This window comes from Brevibacillus fortis (genome assembly GCF_003013395.1).
In the GTDB taxonomy this organism is placed as follows: domain Bacteria; phylum Bacillota; class Bacilli; order Brevibacillales; family Brevibacillaceae; genus Brevibacillus; species Brevibacillus fortis.
Genome location: NZ_PXZM01000020.1, coordinates 25,780 through 43,097, shown reverse-complemented (window position 1 = coordinate 43,097; position 17,318 = coordinate 25,780). Strand labels below are relative to the sequence as shown.

Here is a 17,318-nt window from a genome sequence, read left to right as displayed (position 1 = left end):
AAATGTTGGGAACGGCGAGGAGAGGAGAGAAGCAGCAATGATTGAGCTGGTTCATGTGACGAAAAGCTACAACGGCACCATAAAAGCAGTTGATCAAATGAATCTCACAGTGCCCAACGGGGAAATTTTTGGCTTCCTCGGCCCAAATGGAGCTGGCAAGACAACGACGATCAAAATGATCACAGGCATCACACGTCCAGATCAAGGCGAGATCACGATCAATGGTAAAAATATTCGCACCGAAGCACTCGAAGCAAAACGCCAATTTGGTTATGTACCGGATAGCCCTGATCTTTTTTTGCGCTTGAAGGGTCTCGAGTATGTCAGCTTCATGGCAGATATTTACGAGGTACCCCAAGAGGTACGAGGAAAGCGTATTTTGGAGTTGGCGGATCGCTTTGATATGAAGAACGCGTTAGGTGATCCGATTCAGAGCTATTCGCATGGCATGCGGCAAAAAATCATGATCATGGGTGCGCTCATCCATCAGCCTGAGGTGTGGATTCTCGATGAGCCATTGACTGGACTCGATCCCAAGTCATCCTTTACGTTAAAAGAAATGATGCGTGAACACGCGGATAGCGGTCGAAGCGTATTCTTTTCCACACACGTACTGGAGGTTGCGGAGAAGCTGTGCGATCGAGTCGGGATTATCAACAAAGGGAAAATCTTGTTCTGTGGAACCTTTACTGAGCTGCGTGAGCATTTTCAGTCAGAAGTATCGCTGGAAAGCTTGTTCCTGGAGTTGACCAAGCATGAATAAAGTGCTGATTTTGACGAAGATGATGATGAAAAACGCCGAACCAGCTTGGAGAGTGGAGAAAGGGAGTGGCTGGAAGACCGCTCTGTTGTATATCGTCATTGCACTAGGCGTTCTTCCCATGATTGCTTCGGCTGTCGTGTTGATTTCTGAGTTGTACGACGGATTGGTGGTGATCGGACAGGAGGGGGCCCTACTCGGATTTGGCGTAGCGATGTCTTCACTTGCCATCTTTTTGTTCGGGATTTTGTATGTTTTGAGTGTTTTCTACTATTCGAAGGATGTTGAGCATTTATTGCCCATGCCGCTTGCTCCAGCGCACATTCTCGGAGCCAAATTTACGCTTGCACTCGTGTATGAATATTTTACAGCGCTGGTTTTCTTAGGGCCTCTGTTTATTACGTACGGCGTGAAAAGCGACGCAGGGATCATGTATTATTTGCTAGCGATCCTTGTTTTTCTGGTTGTTCCAGTGTTGCCCCTAGTGTTGGCTGCTCTTGTCGTGATTCTGTTCATGCGATTTACGAACGTCAAAAAATACAAGGAGCGCTTCCGTATCATCGGAGGGCTGATCGGGCTTGGAATTGTCGTTGGTTTTCAAGCGCTGTTCCAACGTCAGTCTAGCGGAAGCGGATTTGGCATGGAGCAGTTTCAGCAAATGCTTGTGGCTCAAGACAATGGGCTGTTGAGCCTTGTCACCCAGCTGTTCCCTACAAGCAATCTGGCTGCTCTTGCTTTGGTAGACAGCGGTACGTGGGGTTCCCTCGGTTATCTAATTGCTTTCATTCTCGTGGCGATTATTGGTATAGCTGCTTTTCTCTACGCTGGAACGTATCTCTACTTTTCGGGTGTCATGGGCATGAGTGAGTCTGTCGCCACACGAAAAGAAGTCGTCGATACTGCCTTTGCCAAGCTCGTTCAAAAACGTCCAGCTATGCTGGCTTACGCACTCAAGGAATGGAGAATGTTGTGGAGGACGCCGGCATTTCTGATGAATTGTACGCTGTCCAGCATTTTGATTCCGATACTCGTTTTGATTCCATTGCTTAGCCGTCAGGACAGCGGCGAAATGATTGCGTTTATTCAATTGCTCATGCAAAAGGGATCGGTAGCGGGAATTAGCATGGCGATCGCCTTCGCCGCGTTTCTCTTCATGGGTGCAATGAATAGCACTTCCGTAACAGCCATATCCAGAGAGGGACAGGGATTCTTTACGAACAAGCTATGGCCCATGCCTTATCGCCACATCCTGCTGGCAAAATTGTTCCCAGGATTGGTACTGAGTGCAGTGAGTATGCTGCTGCTTCTTGCAGAGGCCATATGGTTTTTACAGCTTTCCCCTGCCTTTATCATCCTTGCCATCGTGAGTGGAATTCCGGGGCTGATTTTTATCAATCTGGTCGGAATCCTGGTGGATTTGCAGTTGCCTAAACTGCGCTGGAGCTCCGAACAGGAGGCAATCAAGCAAAATCTTAATCCACTTTTCCCACTAGTAATAGGCCTTATGGCAGGAGGTCTTGTTGTACTCGGCAGTTTTTTGCTAGGGACATCCATGCTAGGGACCGCTCTTGGGATTTTCGTCCTGTTCACCCTCATTAACATTTTCTTATATCGGTTGCTTGTGACCAAGGGACCAGGCTGGTTCGAGCAGATTGAAGGATAGTCAGCGCATAGAGAAAAAGGATATAATTGGAGCCGCTAATACAAAGTGCGGCTCTTTTTCATTTGTTTTGAAAAAGTATAATGAACTTCCGTTTTCATCCCGATACAAGAAAGGGAGAGATCAGACCCAGGAAAATAGACCAACATGGCAGGAATGGATGCTGCTGGGGAAGAATTCCAAAAAAGGGAGTAAGGAAACGATCATGGAAAGAAAGGAGTTATCGTAAGTCATGGTAAAGCGTTTTGCTGTCGTTTTTCTCTTGGCACTGCTAGTGGTGCAAAGCGTTTTTTCAGGGAGTGCGAATGCGGCTGGCATGTATACGGACATACAGGGACATTGGGCACGTGAGCACATCGACGAAATGGCGGATCTGGGCATCGTAGTGAGGAAGGGATATCAGCCTTTTTACCCAAACAAGCCGGTGACTAGAGGCGAAGCTTTGGTTATGCTGAATCGCGTATTCGAGACGGTATATGGTCCGATTGAAAAGCCAGAACGCAAACCAAACCTGGATCATCGCTATCTACTCCGGGGGGAAGTAGATCAACTGCTGAGCAATCTGAAGACCATGATGAAAATCGAAACGGACGAGCTGGGCAAGTTTGATCCAGGAGACCAGATGCTGTACTATCTATATTTGGCTGAAACCGGGCACCTGATGAAAAAACAAGAGAAGGAAAATCCGGACTGGTGGATGTCCAGTGCCGGGATGCAGTGGCCATTGACGAAAGAAGAGGCCAGCTTGATCCTGTTTCATATGCTGGCACCGCAAAAATTCCGTACGGCCAATATTAAACCACAAGATACAGCCTCTTACTTTAACAGCTATTACGAATGGAAGCGCGACCGATTCTATCGAGATACATATTCACCGTACCCACTGGCCATCCGCGAATTCAATCTGTTTCTCGCGGACAAGACCTTTTCTCCGAACAAGGTTCTGACGCGTGCAGAATACGTCGTCGTAATGGATCGACTGATTGATTATTACCGGATTGATACAGCTTCGCAGTTCCGTGGTTCGCCTGCGAATCAGCAGCACATCGCGCAGGTGTATTTACGTGCAGCGAATTTGGCGTACGAAATGAAAAATCAGAAGCATCTGTCTGCGGTCTTTACAGACGATGCGCTCAAAAGCATGGCAAAGCTGGAGCAAGTGCCCACCTACAACGGACCGGTAAAAGTATCGGTCAAGGCCGACGAAAACAATTCGAAAGCCCTCTGGATCATTGCTCATTATCTAGACCCGAAAAACGGAGACTTCCAGATTGAATACCGATTGGAAGAAGACTCGTCCAATGCATACGGACGCAAGATCACCGCGCTAATTTACTCGCAAAAGTAGCACAGAAAAAGGGGCACTGGACAACGGAGTGCCCCTTTTTCTTTCTTTATCCCAAGAAGCAATAAGTGACGATTGCAACTGACAGAATTTTCGATTACAATAAAAACTGAACGGTGATTCAGTTGGTGGGAACGTAGCATCTCCGGGCGTGTAAGACAGCCAAAACGTGGGATGTCCTTTTTTAACCCACATACTGAATGAGCATTCATTCAACGAGAGACATGAGCTGATGTACACAGGAATATCTATGGAGAAGTAGAAGTTTTACAAATGCGCTTCTAGTCTGAATATTAGATATTCACTGTTACGAAGCCATTCTTGTGACCATGAATAAGCCATGACTAGGTTTTTAAAAGGAGGATTTGGAGATGGAACGCAAAATTCGCAAGGCGGCAGTTCTCGGTTCAGGCGTCATGGGCGCCGGAATCGCAGCACATTTAGCCAACGTCGGTATTCCCACTTATTTACTGGACATCGTGCCGCGTGAATTGACAGCAGATGAGAGTAAAAAAGGACTTACTTTGTCTGATAGCGTGGTGAAAAACCGGATAGCACAAGCGGGCCGTGACCGACTTTTGAAGGAGAAGCCGGCGCCGCTCTACGATAAAAAGAACATCGACCTGATTACAGTTGGTAACTTCGAAGATCATCTCTCTTGCTTGAGCGAGGTCGATTGGATTATTGAGGTAGTTGTCGAGAATATCGAGGTGAAGAAAAGCGTCTTCGCGATGGTAGAAGCGCATCGCAAGCCAGGGACAATCGTGTCTTCCAATACGTCCGGGGTTTCTATCAACGAAATGGCAGAGGGACGCTCTGATGACTTCCGCAAGCATTTTCTCGGCACGCACTTCTTTAACCCGCCACGCTACTTGAAGCTGTTGGAGCTGATCCCAGGTTTTGATACTGACCCGCAAGTCATCTCTTTCATGAAGCATTTTGGTGAGCATGTGCTCGGAAAAGGAATGGTTGTTTGCAAGGACACGCCTAACTTCATCGCGAATCGCATCGGTACATATGGATTGCAGGTTTCGATCCACGAAATGGTGCGACTGGGGCTTGGGGTAGATGAGGTAGATGCGTTGACAGGGCCGGTCATCGGCCGTCCGAAAAGCGCGACGTTCCGCACTCTTGATGTCGTCGGACTAGATACGTACGTGCATGTGGCGGGTAACGTCAGGAACAAAAGCACGGATGAGCAGGAGCGTTCGGTTTTTGAAGTGCCGGATTTCGTTCTGCAAATGGTGGAGAAAAGATGGATCGGGCAAAAGGCTGGTCAAGGCTTTTTCAAGCAGGTGAAGACGGAGAAAGGAAAAGAGATTTTGGCGCTGTCGGTTGACACGCTGGAATACCGTCCAAGTGTGAGGCCGAAGTTCCCTTCCCTCGAAGCAACCAAAACAGCCAAAACATTGCCTGAGAAGTTGAGAGCACTCGCATACGGCAAGGACAAGGGCAGTGAGTTCGTCTGGAGTGTCTTCAAAAAGGTATTGCTTTACTCTGCTGAAAAGGCTCATGAGATCGCAGACGATATCGTCTCTGTTGACCAGGCCATGAAGTGGGGCTTCGGCTGGGAGATGGGGCCATTCGAAACATGGGATGCCATCGGTCTCGAAAAGTCAGTGGCAAGAATGCGTGAGGAAAACGAGAAGATTCCGGCACTCGTGTCGGAGCTACTCGCGAGTGGGAAAACCTCCTTTTATCAAAAAGAGCAAGGGAAGTGCAGCGTGTTTTCCATCGGAGGCACCTACAAGGACGTCGAAGAGAGCAAGGAAAACATCAATCTGGCAGCACTTAAGGAGCAAGGCAAGCTAATCAAGAAAAATGCGGGTGCTGCCTTGATCGATTTGGGAGATGGAGTCGCATGTCTGGAATTCACCTCCCCACACAATGCACTCGGGATGGATGTCTTGCACATGGCAAGTCAGGCAGCAGAGGAAGTGCAGAAGAACTTCGTCGGTCTGGTCATCGGTAATCAAGGCAAAAACTTCTGCGTCGGGATGAATCTCGCAATGGCGTTGATGGAAGCACAGGATGAAAACTGGCTGGAGCTTGACATGCTGGTCAGCAACTTCCACAAAACAGCACGGGCACTGCGCTACATGCATCGTCCAGTCGTCGCAGCACCGTTTGGCATGACGCTGGGCGGCGGTGTCGAGGTGGCCTACCTCGCGGATCGCGTGCAGGTATCGGCAGAGACGTACCTTGGCTTGGTAGAGGTGGGGGTAGGGCTTCTGCCAGGTGGCGGAGGAACGAAGGAGATGCTGTTTAGAGCGATGGAAAATGTTCCAGAGGGAGGCAGCGTGCCAGTCGATCCGTTCCCGTTCGTGGCGAAAGCGTTTGAAGCGATTGCCATGGCAAAGGTATCTACGAGTGGTCAGGAAGCCATCGATCTGGGGTACCTGCGACCGACTGACCGTATCAGCGTGAATGCCGATCATCTGTTATACGATGCGAAGCAACTGGTGCTCACGATGGATAAAGAGGGCTACACGCCACCAGCGCCACGCAAAATTCGCGTCATCGGAGAAACTGGTTATGCGAACCTGCGCCAAAACATTTATGCAATGAAGAAGAGCGGATATATTTCCGAGCATGATGAGCTGATCGCAAGCAAAGTTGCCTATGTCATGTCAGGTGGTAACGTGCCAGCGGGTACAGAAGTGATAGAGAACTATATTCTAGAGCTGGAAAAGCAAGCGTTCCTCGAACTAATCAAGACGCCGAAAAGCCAGCAACGGATGCAGCACATGCTGACCAAAAACAAGCCTTTGCGTAACTAGGGAGAGGGAGGGATAACGATGAGAGAAGCAGTTATTGTCGCGGGCGCCCGCACCGCTATTGGTAAATCGAAAAAAGGAAGTCTCAAGGATTTTCACCCAGTCGATATGGGAGCCGCAGTTGTAAGCGACCTGTTGCGCCGTGTGCCACAGCTCGATCCGGCTGATATCGAGGATATCATCATGGGGACGGCTGTACCGGAAGCTGAGCAAGGCATGAATATGGCTCGCCTAATCGGACTACGCGCCGGATTGCCGACAAATGTATCGGGAATCACCATCAATCGCTTTTGCTCCTCTGGTTTGCAGACGATTGCTTACGCTGCTCAGCAGATCATGGTCGGCAGCTCCGATGTGGTTGTCGCTGGCGGGGTGGAGAGCATGAGTCTGGTGCCGATGCTCGGGCACAAAATCGCACTCAATCCGACTCTGGTAGAAACGAAGCCGGAAGCGTACATGAGCATGGGCCATACAGCTGAAGAAGTAGCGAAAAGGTACAACATTTCTCGTGAGGATCAGGATGCTTTTGCTCTGCAAAGCCATCAGCGTGCGACGGCTGCGATTACCTCAGGGAAATTCCAGGATGAAATCGTACCATTGACAGTCAAGCAGCATTTTGTGGATGAAGCAGGAAAGGTTCATATCCAGGAACGTGTTTTCGACAAGGATGAAGGAGCGCGGTCGGACACGACGATGGAGGCACTCGCCAAGCTCAGACCGGTCTTTCATGTGCAAGGCAGCGTAACGGCAGGAAACTCCTCGCAAACGAGCGACGGCGCGGCAGCAGTTCTTGTGATGTCTGCTGAAAAAGCAGCCGAGCTGGGTGTCGAGCCGATTGCCAAGTTCCGTTCCTTTACTGTCGGCGGTGTAGACCCTGATGTCATGGGTATCGGTCCGGTTGTCGCGATTCCAAAAGCATTGAAGCTGGCGGGAATCAGCTTGGAGGATGTCGATTTGTTTGAGTTAAACGAAGCGTTCGCCTCTCAATCGATCGCCGTCATTCGCGAGCTGGGGCTCAATCCTGAAAAGGTCAATGTAAATGGCGGGGCAATCGCATTAGGGCATCCACTCGGTTGCAGTGGTGCCAAGCTGACCGTCCAGCTCTTGCACGAAATGAAGCGCAGAGGCGGCAAATACGGAGTCGTCACGATGTGTATCGGTGGTGGAATGGGAGCTGCTGGCGTTTTCGAGATGATTTAAATTTATAATAAGGAGAGGGATAGTTATGGCAGAAACAAAAGATTTGATCCGCGGTGGAAGCTTTTTGATTGATGCAGGTTCAGCTGATGATGTATTCGTGCCAGAAGAGTACAGTGATGAGCAAAAGATGATCGCCAAGACGACGGAGGATTTCGTCAACAATGAAGTTCGTCCTCATCTGGAAGAGCTTGAGAACCATCAGTTTGATATTTCGGTTCGTCTGTTGAAGGAAGCAGGGGAGCTTGGTCTGCTGGCTGGAGACGTTCCGGAGAAATACGAGGGACTGGGGCTGGATAAAGTTAGCACCGCACTCGTAACAGAGAAGTTCTCGCTGGCTCGCGGCTTTGCACTCAGCTACGGCGCGCATGTCGGAATCGGGTCACTGCCGATCGTATACTTTGGAAACGAGGAGCAGAAACAGCGCTACCTGCCTGATCTGGCGTCTGGAAAACGAATCGCTGCCTACTGCCTGACAGAGCCAGGTTCCGGCTCAGATGCGCTGGGTGCGAAAACGACGGCGACTCTCTCCGCAGATGGCACGCACTATATTCTCAACGGAGAGAAGCAATGGATCACAAACGCTGGCTTTGCTGATGTGTTTATCGTTTACGCGAAAATTGATGGCGAGAAATTTACTGCCTTTATCGTTGAGCGCAACTTCCCGGGCGTTTCGTTTGGACCGGAAGAGAAGAAGATGGGGATCAAATGCTCCTCGACACGCACGGTCATTTTGCAAGATGTATCTGTGCCGGTAGCTAATCTGCTCGGTGAGCCTGGAAGAGGTCACGTGATCGCGTTCAACATCTTGAACGTTGGTCGTTACAAGCTCGCAGTGGGCGCGGTCGGCTCCTCGAAAAAAGCGGTGGAACTCGCGACGAACTACGCAAAAGAGCGCAAACAGTTCAAAACGCCAATTGCCAACTTTACCTTAATCAAAAACAAGCTGGCGAACATGGCAGTGAAAACGTATGCGGCTGAAAGCTCTGTCTATCGGACAGTGGGTCTTTTCGATACAGCGTTGACTCGCCTGGGTGAAAAAGCGGATGATGGCGCAGAAGTTGCGAAGGCGATTGCCGATTATGCAATCGAATGCTCGATCAATAAAGTATTTGCCACTGAGGTTCTGGATTACTGCGTGGACGAAGGCGTGCAAATCCACGGTGGATACGGCTTTATGTCCGAGTATGAGATCGAGAACATGTACCGTGACTCGCGGATTAACCGCATTTTCGAAGGAACGAACGAAATCAACCGCATGCTCATCCCAGATACGCTCGTGAAAAAGGCGATGAAAGGCGAGCTGCCGCTCATGCAAGCAGCAGGCAGTCTGCAAGCAGAGCTGATGAGCTATTATCCGGAAGAGATTGAAGATGCTCCTCTGGCTATGGAGAAGCATTTCATCAACATCACGCGCAAAATCATTTTGATGGTGGCTGGTTCTGCGTTGATGAAATACCAACAGGAGATGTCCAAAGAACAGGAGCTCTTGGCATTCGCGGCTGATATGCTGATCGAGCTGTATGCAATGGATAGCATCGTGAAGCGGACAGAGAAGGCAATCGCGGCAAATGGTATTGAAGCAGAGCAGCAAAAGCTGGAAATGACCGCTGTCTATGTGCATGAAGCATTCGACCGTATCGAAGGCTGGGCGAAAGAAGCATTAGCGACGATGGAAGAGGGCGACGAGCTTCGTCTGCGTCTATCGATCCTGAAAAAGCTGACCCGCCGCACGCCGATTAACACGGTGGCAATCAAACGTTCCATTGCGGATCGTGTGATCGAAGCGGGAGCATATGTGGTGTAGTTCTAAATAGTAAACGGGAAAAGGAGCAAAGCTCAATGCTTTGCTCCTTTTCCATTTAACGCACTTGCTTCACCTTCGAAATCCCGCCATCGTAAATCGTCACTTTGACGTTCACCGCTTCCAGAGAGGCCGGGTTAAGCGGTAGCGTGTCATTTTGCTGCATTCGTTTCCATTCTTGCGGATATTTGCGATAAAGGGTGTGCCCCAGTTGAAGCGTGTCCATCTGTTGCTTCCGTCCTTTTTCGTATAGCCCCCGAATCTCCTCTTCGATTTTTTTCGCAGCTTCTTTCTCGATTTCCCGAACGGGGCTTATGCGATGGTATAGCGGAATGAAGGCCAGCAGCTCCACATCGATCTGAAACGTGACTTGATTGTCTCGCAGCAGCGGCTGTATCTTTACTTTTGGTTTTAGCAAGACGAGATTTGCCAGAGGTTGTTTGCCCTTTTTTACGGTCAGTAACGATCGATTGGTATGCTCGTCTATCCAGCGTAATCCGAGTAGCTCAGAGCGCGGCCAGCATCCCTTGACCTCCTTGTTTTGCAGCATGCAGGCACCGGTTGTTTTCAGCTGGGGTAAAGGTTTGTTGTCCTCCGACCAGGTCTTTCTGTTAATGGAGATCATCGGCAAATAGACGACCTTGTTGGGTTCATCTCTTTTGCTGACAAATTGAAACAGCTTCATCGGGTAAATCACCGAGTTTTGCTTGTGAAGATCCTGTGGATTGGACAACTGCGAGTAAATGACAGGCTGGTTGAATGCTTGCTTGGGCGTAAGAACATCCATCAGTGGATCTTTGGTTGCATACGTCCAGATGGTGTAACGAAATTCGTAAAACCGGTCGAGCTCATCGATGACTTGATCGAGAAGCGGGCGTTTCAGTACCTGTTCACTGAGAACCAGGGAACGAATATGACTCCAAGTCATTTGCTCCTGGTTGGTGGGATATAGACTAAAGAGGGCGCTCACAAAAGAATCGCCGCTTCCTCTTGCAATGGCCACCCCACTTGCAGATCGTTCTCCTCCCGCTTCTTGTTTGGCGATGGTAGAGAAGCTCAGTATTTGGGCGTACACCTCGAATTTATTGTCAACATAATCGACCCCAAGCGCATTGACATAAAGCAGATTTTCAATTTCACGCGCGTTCCAGCAGCCACTTAGTAGGAGCGGGAGGAGGAGGATGACAGCCATTACGCGGATGCGAGCCATATCAGGAGCCCTTCCTTTTTTTAGGAGCATGCAGGAATTCAGGGCTTTTCTCTACTTTTCGCCATGGTGTGCGGAACAGTGTTTTATACAAGTCAGGCCAAGAGGTTGGGGCAAGCGGCGACAAATAGTACAAGCCAAAGGAGCGCATGTTCGAAAAGAACAAAACCATTGCGAGAAGCGACATCATGAACCCAAACATCCCGAGAAGGGAGCATAAGAGCAATATCCCGAACCGAAACAGGGTAACCGACGAGACGATATGTTGATTCGATAACGTAAAGGTAGCCATGACGGAAAGCGCCACAATGACAAGACTGCCTGTGGAGGTCAAACCAGCCGATATCGCGGCTTGTCCAACGATCAGGCCTCCAACAACGGACAGTGTTTGACCAATCGATAGAGGAAGGCGCAAACCAGCCTCTTTAAACAAATCAAACAAGAGCACCATGAGCAAAACTTCCAATGCAGCTGGCAATGGAACGCCTTGTCGCGACTTCACAATGGTGGCAATCAAGGTGTAGGGAAGTTGTTCCTGATGGTAGGTAATCAGCGATACCCAAAGGCCGGGTAAAAAAAGCGCAATGATCACACAGGCCATCCGCAGAATACGGACAAACACTACGGAAAAAACAGATGAGCTCGTATCCTCGGCAGCGTTTAGCAGCATGAAAAAGTTAACCGGACCAATTAATGAAATAGGGGAGCCATCGATTAAAATGGCGAACCGACCTTTTAAAAGAGCATTCACTACATAATCGGGCCTTCCGGTGTACTGAAATTCTGGCAAAAGAGTAAAGGGGGATCGAGATAACCGCTCTTCTACTTGCATACCGCTTACAATGCCTTTGCTATCAAGCGAATCCATTCTGTCGTGAATTTCCTTCAACAAGATCGGATCGATTTGGTCTTGCACATACAATAAACCAATGCGCGTCTGTGTATGGCTCCCGACGATATACGGAACGAATTTTAGCTGATACGTCCGAAGCCTTTTGCGGATCAGACCCAGATTCGTATTGATTTCTTCCGTAAAGCCATCGCGGGGGCCGCTAATCGATGCATCCGTATTGGTTTCCTCAGGGTCACGTCGGGGGGGATTTCCCGTCTCTACATAATAGACAGTATGAAAGTCTTCAAACACCATCAACAAATTTCCGGAGAAAACTTGTCTGCATATCCAATCAACATTCGTTGGTTGTGTCAGCTCATTCATGAAAAAGAGCCGTTTTTCAAATAAAACCTCTGCATCTAGGATATCTTCGTTTACAAAAAGCTGCATGAGCTGCGGCATCAAATACTCGCTGATGTGGTTCAAATCGCATATGCAGTCCGAGTAGATAAAATGCACGCGAGTAGGAGAGTGTCCTGGGACGAGGGTGTGCGTATCTATGCATACGTCATTGCAGTCTTCAAACAAATCTTGATAGGACTGTACCGAAATCGAAGGCAATTCTTTAACGGTTGTTGCTGGTGTGTACCCTTTGACCTTGGCAAACCTACGATTCGTCATGTTGTTTCCTCCTAGAGGCGAAGGCTGTCAAGAGAGCAAAAACGATGGAAAGAGACAGGGCCAATACGAAAAGACTGGGCAAAAGCTGTTTCGATAACAGGCTGTAAAATTGGATCGCACTTATGGGATAGCGGGAGAGGGCAGATGAGAAGAAAAAGAGCCCGATTAACCACCAAATTCGTTTCTTGCCATACGGAATCATCAGTATTTCTACAATCAGCAAAAGCGAGAGAGATATGCGCGTAAAGGCACCGCTAAACCATTGGTAGATGCTCAGGGCATCGAGATGCTCGATATATAGGCCGATATTGGCGAGACGCCATTCTTCATAGGCAGGATAGCGCAATTTTCCGGCTTTATCCGGACCAAATTCCACAATAGCACCTAAGGTTGGCCCGAATGTGAGCCCAATCATGACAAACGCCAGAATGAAAAGCTGATAGTATGGCACTCTCGATTGAAGGTGATGCTGCATAAATAAAAGGAGGATCAGTTCGACAAAGCCTGTGCCCGCATACATCATTCCTCGTAAAACAGGGGCCATCCCGTTTTCCAGCATAGGGAGGAGCAGACTGTAATCTTTGTTTGGAAAGTTAGTAGACATCACGAAAAAACCCAAGAGGACGACGAATGGTAAAAGTACAGAAGAGGTCATGGCGATGGAGCGGATTCCGAACATCGCGTTGACGAGACAAAGGACTGCAAACAAGATCGTATGGACCTCCAGCGGTGTTTCTGGAGCAAATGATAAATTGATCCACGTAATCGTATCGGTCATCGTCATGGTGGCGATTGTAAAGCAGTAGACGCATGTCAGCAGAGCCAATACGAAATAGAGCGGGAAGCCGTACGTCTTTTTGATCCAATGGAAGAGATGCTCATGCTCCGTTTTTTTATAGATCCCATAGAGTAAGACTGTCCACAACAAGTATAGTAGACCAGCTAACAAAACCGAGATCCAGGAGTCTCTTTTGGCCGAATCTAGCATCATCGGGATGACGATGACGTGGTTCATCAATCCGTTGGTTAAAAGCAGCATGACGACGATTTGTGTAAAAGATAATCTGTTTTTCATGATTCTCCCGCCAAAGTAATCTCGTTCTTCCAACAGTATTTGCAGGGCGTTGGGATTTATTCGATTCAGCGGTAGGATGTGCCAAGTCTCATGCATATTTTGGGAAGCTCTCACGAACGCTAATGGAACATACTTCGTAAAAGGGCGGGAGCTGTACGAGATGGCGATGAGAGGATGGCTGAGAAGAAAAAAGACATCTGCCAAAGACAGGATGAGCCGTAGGAGCGAGTCGCACTATGTCCGTGAGATTCATGACCAGTTGCCGGATAATATTGCGGAGCTGCAACGTATATTTACGCTGACCCCCGATTTGGTAATTCGACAGTTCAATAGCTTGCAAGTGGAGGGACAGATTGCGCTCGTCTATCTGAGGAGCTTGGCTGACAAGAACTCGATCAACAACAATGTGCTGCGTCCACTTTTGAACCAAAGGGAGGGAGCGGACAAAAGCCTTTTCGAGCTGTTATCCGTGGGCAAAGTATTTACCGTGTATAACTTTCAAAGCGTAGAAACCGAGATTCTGCAAGGAAGCAGTGTTTTGTTCATCGAAGGTCGAAAAGAAGCCCTGGTGGTTGAAACACACGGATGGCCGCAACGGGCTATCGAGGATCCGCAATTGGAAGCATCACTGAAGGGTGCTCATCAAGGATTCGTGGAGACAGACGCGCAAAACATTGCCTTGATTCGCCGCTATATTCCCAATCGCGAATTGAAAATCAAGGAAATATGGGTGGGAGAGCGAGGGGCAACAAAGCTCTCCGTTATGTTTTTGGCTGACGTTGCCAATCCAGATGTGTTGCAAGAGCTGGAGGACAGGATCAAGCTCATTGAAGTTGACACAATCCTCAATACAGGGGAATTGGAGGAGTATATCGAGGATAACCCGTATTCTCCTTTCCCGCAGCTTATCACCTCAGAAAGACCGGATACGGTTGCTTCTCATTTGTTGCAGGGAAAAATAGCGGTCATCGTCGATCGTTCCCCAAGCGTGTTGATCGGTCCTGCTTCTTTTCCTTCGTTTTTTCAAAATGTGGATGATTACAGTACGCGCTGGCTTGTCGCTACATTTATTCGTATGCTGCGTTATCTGGCTTTTATCGTCGCTACTTTTTTGCCTGCCATCTACATTGCCCTCATTTCATTCAACTATGAGGTCATCCCGCTTGATTTGATCCTGTCGATTGGAGAGTCCCGCGAGAAGGTGCCTTTTCCTCCTTTGCTGGAAGCGCTGTTGATGGAGCTTACCTTGGAGATGCTCCGGGAATCGGGTATTCGCTTGCCTGCGCCGATCGGACAAACAGTAGGTATCGTCGGCGGTATTGTCATTGGTCAAGCGGTTGTCCAGGCAGGAATTGTGAGCAATATCATGGTCATTGTCGTGGCATTTACGGCGATATCCTCTTTCATTATCCCGAATTACGATATGGCTTCTGCAGTCCGGTTCATCCGGTTTATCATGATGTTGCTGGCGGCTATGTTTGGAATCGTTGGGATTGTCGTGGGACTGATGGCGCTGATCGGGCATCTGATCTCGCTGGAATCATTGGGAGTACCCTATGGAAGTCCTCTTGCTCCTGTGCGCTTTTCAGATTGGAAGGATTTTATCGTCCGCTCGCCACTCTGGAAAATGATGGACCGACCAAAAGGAACAAGACCGATTCAGGAAAAAAGGCAAGGGAATAACAGGCTAAAGGGGAGTGAAAAATGAGGAAATACGCTTATCACGAGCTGTCCCTTCTGCAATACATCTTGCTGATCCATGGTACACAGATTGGAATAGGTGTATTGACACTCCCGAGAGAATTGGCCGAACATGCGGGGACAGATGGCTGGTTATCTATGTTCTTCGGTTGGGGGGTATCGGTGCTCGTCAGCCTTGTGATCACGAATATGATGAAGCTTCATCCGGATAAGACTATCACTGATTTATTGACACTCCTGCTGGGCAAGTGGCTAGGGAAAGTTGCCTCGATATTGATGAGCGTATACTGTGCCATTGCAGCAATCGTCGTCGTTGTCAATTCCGCATTCATTATCAACGTGTGGGTTCTGTCCCAGACACCGGGATACATCATATTTATGCTGTTTGCCATTCCGATCTATATCATCATCCAGGGAGGCTTGCGTATTATCGCGCGGTATTCGGAGCTGGTTTTTTATCTCACGCTCTGGATGCCGTTACTCCTCGCAGCAGCTTTAAAGGATGCGAACTGGCTGCATTTTCTTCCCATCATAAAAGAGGGCTGGCAACCAATTCTTTCAGCCAGCATATACACGGTTTTACCTTTTCTGGGGTTTGAGCTGGCGTATTTTGTGTATCCGTTTCTAAAGAAAAAGCAGCATGCCTCTCTTGGGATTGTTGTGGCAAATACACTTACTTTACTTGTCTATTTGCATGTCACCATTATTTGCTTTGCTTTTTTCAGTCCTGATGAGATCAAGCAATATACATGGCCCACGTTGAATTTGTGGAAGGTGATTGAATACAGCTTTCTGGAGCGAATTGATATTATTTTTCTGGCCTTCTATTTATTTATCTTGTCGACAACGGTATTGACGTATATGTATTTCGCGGTTTTTTGCACCACGCAGGTATTCGGGAATCGCGATCATCGGAAGCATTTGATCGTCCTTCTTTTACTGATCTTTGTGTGTCTGTGGTTCTATACGCCTTCCTTCATGGATCTCAAAAAAATGACTGACATCTGGAGTATAGCGGGTGTGGGATTTGCTTTTGTCTTACCTGTATTGCTCTTTGGCCCAATCTGGCTGTTGCAACGAAAAGCAGGAGGGAAAAAAGCATGAGGGCCCTTTTACGAATGATTTGGTCGACTGTTTTGGTTGTGATGCTGTCAGGGTGTATGGATCGGATCTACTTGGAGGATGCCACGCTTTCTCTCATGGTCGGGTTGGATGTGAATGAAAAAAATGAACTGCTCGTTTACATGACCAGTCCTGTTTTTAGCGAGGAGGCCAAAGAGAAGTCGGAGGAATATGGGGTCAGGGCTTCCACCATACGAGAATCGAGAATGGGTTTTGATGAGATCGTTACGGCTTTGACCGTTTCAGGGAAAATCCAGGTGCTGATTTTGGGACAACGGCTGTTGCAACACCCTGATTGGTTTCGGTTGCTGGATGTGGTTTTTCGCGATGCCAAGTTCAGTGTCAATGCCAGGATGGTCGCACTGGATGGTCCTGTTTCCGAGATGTTTGAATACAGACCAAAAGACAAGCCTCGACTTGCCTTGCATGTCACCAAGCTGATTGATACAGCCAATTATCGAAACCTGACGGTAAAGACAAGAGCGCAGGAGTTTCATCGACAAATGTTTGAGCCCGGAATCACTCCTACCATAACTGAGCTGCGCAAAGAGAAAAGGGCGGTGAAAGTAATGGGAACCGCTATGCTCACAGAGAACGGCGTGTATGCTGGACTGATTGAACCGCGTAATACACTTCTCTTACAGATGATGCTCCATGAAAAACAGGGGGAGATATCAGTCACGATACCCATCCAGGAGCAAAACGATCAGAAGAGCATTGTCGCGGGCAAAATCAGTTTTTTCGTGAAGGGTGTTAACAAAAAAGTGAAGACAACCTATCGGGATGGAAAGTTTCAGTTCGATGTACAAATGGGATTGGATGTGTCTATTTCAGAGCGGATGTTTCCCTATAACATGGAAAAGGACTACAAGAAGCTGGAAAAGATGATGGAAGCAGAACTCCGCAAGGACTACGACCTTCTTGTGAAAAAGTGTCAGGCAGCGAAAACAGACCCGTTTGGATTCGGCCTCTATGCCCGAGCTTACGAGTACAAGCGATGGAAAAAAATAGAAAATGATTGGCCAAAAGCCTTCTCCGAGGCAGAGGTTCACTTTAAACCAGAGGTATCGATTAAAGGGAATGGAGTCACCAAATGAGTGGATTGAATAAAGCACTTCCTGGATGTACACGCAGGAAGTGCTTTGTGTGGAGTGTGA

12 protein-coding genes are annotated in these 17,318 nt (G+C 48.4%); 9 read left to right on the top strand and 3 right to left on the bottom strand.

The genetic code is table 11. From position 1 onward, the window contains the following. Positions 1-37: 37 nt before the first annotated feature. The 6 genes from C7R93_RS12810 to C7R93_RS12780 all read left to right on the top strand — a co-directional run bounded on the left by C7R93_RS12810 (position 38) and on the right by C7R93_RS12780 (position 9,546). Positions 38-763, top strand: a complete 726-nt coding sequence (locus tag C7R93_RS12810; protein WP_106839173.1) for an ABC transporter ATP-binding protein — start codon at positions 38-40, stop codon at positions 761-763. Beyond that, positions 756-2,423, top strand: a complete 1,668-nt coding sequence (locus C7R93_RS12805; protein ID WP_106839172.1) for a putative ABC transporter permease subunit — start codon at positions 756-758, stop codon at positions 2,421-2,423. The genes C7R93_RS12810 and C7R93_RS12805 overlap by 8 nt, the downstream gene beginning before the upstream one ends. Before the next feature lie 229 nt (positions 2,424-2,652). Further along, the gene (locus tag C7R93_RS12795; protein ID WP_106839170.1) at positions 2,653-3,768 is read left to right on the top strand and encodes an S-layer homology domain-containing protein; all 1,116 of its coding nucleotides are present in this window, start codon (positions 2,653-2,655) and stop codon (positions 3,766-3,768) included. Positions 3,769-4,136: 368 nt separating this feature from the next. After that, the gene (locus tag C7R93_RS12790; RefSeq protein WP_106839169.1) at positions 4,137-6,545 is read left to right on the top strand and encodes a 3-hydroxyacyl-CoA dehydrogenase/enoyl-CoA hydratase family protein; all 2,409 of its coding nucleotides are present in this window, start codon (positions 4,137-4,139) and stop codon (positions 6,543-6,545) included. An 18-nt stretch (positions 6,546-6,563) separates the two neighbouring features. Beyond that, positions 6,564-7,742 (top strand): acetyl-CoA C-acetyltransferase, encoded by a 1,179-nt coding sequence (locus C7R93_RS12785; protein ID WP_106839168.1) that lies wholly within the window; start codon positions 6,564-6,566, stop codon positions 7,740-7,742. A gap of 25 nt (positions 7,743-7,767) precedes the next feature. Further along, complete coding sequence (locus C7R93_RS12780; RefSeq protein WP_106839167.1) at positions 7,768-9,546, top strand: acyl-CoA dehydrogenase family protein; 1,779 nt, start codon at positions 7,768-7,770, stop codon at positions 9,544-9,546. A gap of 55 nt (positions 9,547-9,601) precedes the next feature. Here C7R93_RS12780 and C7R93_RS12775 read toward each other — a convergent pair whose 3' ends face one another. Genes C7R93_RS12775 through C7R93_RS12765 form a run of 3 tightly spaced genes read right to left on the bottom strand, consistent with a single transcriptional unit; the run spans position 9,602 to position 13,338 of the window. Continuing rightward, positions 9,602-10,753 (bottom strand): Ger(x)C family spore germination protein, encoded by a 1,152-nt coding sequence (locus C7R93_RS12775; protein WP_106839166.1) that lies wholly within the window; start codon positions 10,751-10,753, stop codon positions 9,602-9,604. A gap of 1 nt (position 10,754) precedes the next feature. Next, positions 10,755-12,263 (bottom strand): spore germination protein, encoded by a 1,509-nt coding sequence (locus tag C7R93_RS12770; RefSeq protein ID WP_106839165.1) that lies wholly within the window; start codon positions 12,261-12,263, stop codon positions 10,755-10,757. Further along, the gene (locus C7R93_RS12765; protein WP_158264025.1) at positions 12,250-13,338 is read right to left on the bottom strand and encodes an endospore germination permease; all 1,089 of its coding nucleotides are present in this window, start codon (positions 13,336-13,338) and stop codon (positions 12,250-12,252) included. The genes C7R93_RS12770 and C7R93_RS12765 overlap by 14 nt, the downstream gene beginning before the upstream one ends. Before the next feature lie 166 nt (positions 13,339-13,504). Between C7R93_RS12765 and C7R93_RS12760 the strand changes: the two genes are divergently transcribed. Genes C7R93_RS12760 through C7R93_RS12750 form a run of 3 tightly spaced genes read left to right on the top strand, consistent with a single transcriptional unit; the run spans position 13,505 to position 17,258 of the window. Further along, positions 13,505-15,046 carry a spore germination protein gene (locus tag C7R93_RS12760; protein ID WP_412679431.1) on the top strand — a complete coding sequence of 514 codons (1,542 nt, stop codon included), beginning with the start codon at positions 13,505-13,507 and terminating at the stop codon, positions 15,044-15,046. Continuing rightward, positions 15,043-16,143 (top strand): GerAB/ArcD/ProY family transporter, encoded by a 1,101-nt coding sequence (locus C7R93_RS12755; RefSeq protein ID WP_106839162.1) that lies wholly within the window; start codon positions 15,043-15,045, stop codon positions 16,141-16,143. Before C7R93_RS12760 ends, C7R93_RS12755 begins: the two co-directional genes overlap by 4 nt. Further along, a complete protein-coding gene (locus C7R93_RS12750) occupies positions 16,140-17,258 on the top strand; it encodes a Ger(x)C family spore germination protein (RefSeq protein ID WP_106839161.1) in 1,119 nt (372 codons plus the stop codon). The genes C7R93_RS12755 and C7R93_RS12750 overlap by 4 nt, the downstream gene beginning before the upstream one ends. Positions 17,259-17,318 lie beyond the last annotated feature (60 nt).

Bases quoted from the DNA above. Each gene is read 5' to 3' on its own strand.
- C7R93_RS12765 (WP_158264025.1), bottom strand. From the start codon at position 13,338: ATGAAAAACAGATTATCTTTTACACAAATCGTCGTCATGCTGCTTTTA.
- C7R93_RS12770 (WP_106839165.1), bottom strand. From the start codon at position 12,263: ATGACGAATCGTAGGTTTGCCAAGGTCAAAGGGTACACACCAGCAACA.
- C7R93_RS12790 (WP_106839169.1), top strand. From the start codon at position 4,137: ATGGAACGCAAAATTCGCAAGGCGGCAGTTCTCGGTTCAGGCGTCATG.
- C7R93_RS12760 (WP_412679431.1), top strand. From the start codon at position 13,505: ATGAGAGGATGGCTGAGAAGAAAAAAGACATCTGCCAAAGACAGGATG.
- C7R93_RS12755 (WP_106839162.1), top strand. From the start codon at position 15,043: ATGAGGAAATACGCTTATCACGAGCTGTCCCTTCTGCAATACATCTTG.
- C7R93_RS12750 (WP_106839161.1), top strand. From the start codon at position 16,140: ATGAGGGCCCTTTTACGAATGATTTGGTCGACTGTTTTGGTTGTGATG.
- C7R93_RS12795 (WP_106839170.1), top strand. From the start codon at position 2,653: ATGGTAAAGCGTTTTGCTGTCGTTTTTCTCTTGGCACTGCTAGTGGTG.
- C7R93_RS12810 (WP_106839173.1), top strand. From the start codon at position 38: ATGATTGAGCTGGTTCATGTGACGAAAAGCTACAACGGCACCATAAAA.
- C7R93_RS12805 (WP_106839172.1), top strand. From the start codon at position 756: ATGAATAAAGTGCTGATTTTGACGAAGATGATGATGAAAAACGCCGAA.
- C7R93_RS12775 (WP_106839166.1), bottom strand. From the start codon at position 10,753: ATGGCTCGCATCCGCGTAATGGCTGTCATCCTCCTCCTCCCGCTCCTA.
- C7R93_RS12780 (WP_106839167.1), top strand. From the start codon at position 7,768: ATGGCAGAAACAAAAGATTTGATCCGCGGTGGAAGCTTTTTGATTGAT.
- C7R93_RS12785 (WP_106839168.1), top strand. From the start codon at position 6,564: ATGAGAGAAGCAGTTATTGTCGCGGGCGCCCGCACCGCTATTGGTAAA.